The organism is Candidatus Magnetaquicoccus inordinatus (genome assembly GCF_004217665.1).
In the GTDB taxonomy this organism is placed as follows: domain Bacteria; phylum Pseudomonadota; class Magnetococcia; order Magnetococcales; family Magnetaquicoccaceae; genus Magnetaquicoccus; species Magnetaquicoccus inordinatus.
In genome coordinates this window covers 1-1,444 of record NZ_RXIU01000067.1, presented here as the reverse complement: position 1 = coordinate 1,444, position 1,444 = coordinate 1, and the positions used below count along the sequence as shown (strand labels likewise).

Genomic DNA, 1,444 nt, shown 5'->3' with positions numbered 1-1,444 from the left:
CCGAATCGCCCGGGCAACCGCTTCGGGAATCGGTGCTGGATCCTGCTCTTGCAACAGTTGCCATGCTTTGCGATAAAAGCCCATGCCTGCCAGATCGACGGAATCCATTCCATTCACAGATCGAGCTGCTTCAATCGCCGTGGCCGGGGATCCGGCATTACTCCCACGCGCCGCCAAGAACCAACCGCTTTGTCGAATGGGACGGGTTTGTCCCACTATCGTGGTGCTCATTTTGTCACCTCTTACCGGTTCCGCTGCGTCCTTTCCTTTCCGTGCAGATCATCATTCAATGATCCCACTTTTAATATCTTGATCGGCAGAATCTCCTCATGACTCAAGAAAAAAATCTTCTGCAAGCCAAGGAATGCAAACCTTAAGATTCAATAATTTATCACCTTGCAGCCCGTTTATCCCTTGCCGCAAGGGCTTGCCAAAGTTACATGCTGCAAGATTTCGTGCAAGAGGGTTAAAAAAATTCAGCAAATCCCAAAAAAAGCTGCTATGATAAGTTAACTGGAAAGATTGTCTTACACTATCTTGCCTACTTGAGCTCGGTGAACATTCCCGACGGCATGGGCAGGGTTTGGCTATCTACATATTAATTCAAACTTTTCCTTGGGAGGAAAACTGCATGAAAACACGTTTGTTCAAATTGGGTTTGCTGCTCGTGCCGTCGTTGTGCATCGGGCTCAGCCTGGATGCCCTCGCCGCAGGCGCCCCGGTTTCCATGCTGACCCAAGTCCAGGGTGATGTTCAGGTCAGCAAGGATGGTAAAGAGTGGAAAAAGGTGGATCGCAACAAATTCCTCTTTGCCGGCTATCAAGTCAAAACCGGTGCCGACGGTGCCGGTAAACTGGTCAATCAAGCCACCAATCTGACCCAGGAAGTGGCTGCCAATTCGGTGGTGGAAATTACCGAAGCGGATGTCAAAGCCCTCGCTGGAACCATCTCCGCTCCGAGCCAAGATTCCGGCAACCTGGTTGACGGTATCGGTCAACGCTTCGATAAAGCGCAACGCTATACCACAGTGCGTCGCAGCGTCGAGAAAAAAGCCTCGGAAATCAAGCTGGATACCATCCAAGAGATCACCCTCTCTTCCTCTCATCCCGATCTGGTCTGGTCCGGCATGGGTAAAGAGTACTCCTACCGTTTGGTCATCGATGGCAAAAATTATGATATCGCCGCCAGTGACAACGATATCATTCGCTTCACCGTCCCAGCCCTGTCCGCCGGCGAGCATGAATATCGTGTCGATGTCATGCAAGGAAACAGCGCCGTCTATGAGCCGAAAAAAGCTGGCAAGATCAAATGGTTGAGCAAGGATGAGGAAAAACAAATCGCCGATGGTTTGGCCAAAATTGAAAAAACCTCACCGGGTGACACCTTCTTCAAAGCCTATTTCCTCGATGACAAAGGCTTGACCGTCTCTGCCATGGATCTCTAT

2 protein-coding genes are annotated in these 1,444 nt (G+C 50.3%); one reads left to right on the top strand and one right to left on the bottom strand.

The features are described from left to right. Positions 1 to 231: hypothetical protein (locus EJP87_RS17720; RefSeq protein ID WP_193771202.1), on the bottom strand; the 231-nt coding region annotated here is incomplete at its 3' end. 400 nt (positions 232 to 631) lie between these two features. On the opposite strand from EJP87_RS17720, the gene EJP87_RS06890 reads away from it, so the two are divergent. After that, positions 632 to 1,444: DUF7354 domain-containing protein (locus EJP87_RS06890; protein WP_130471127.1), on the top strand; the 813-nt coding region annotated here is incomplete at its 3' end.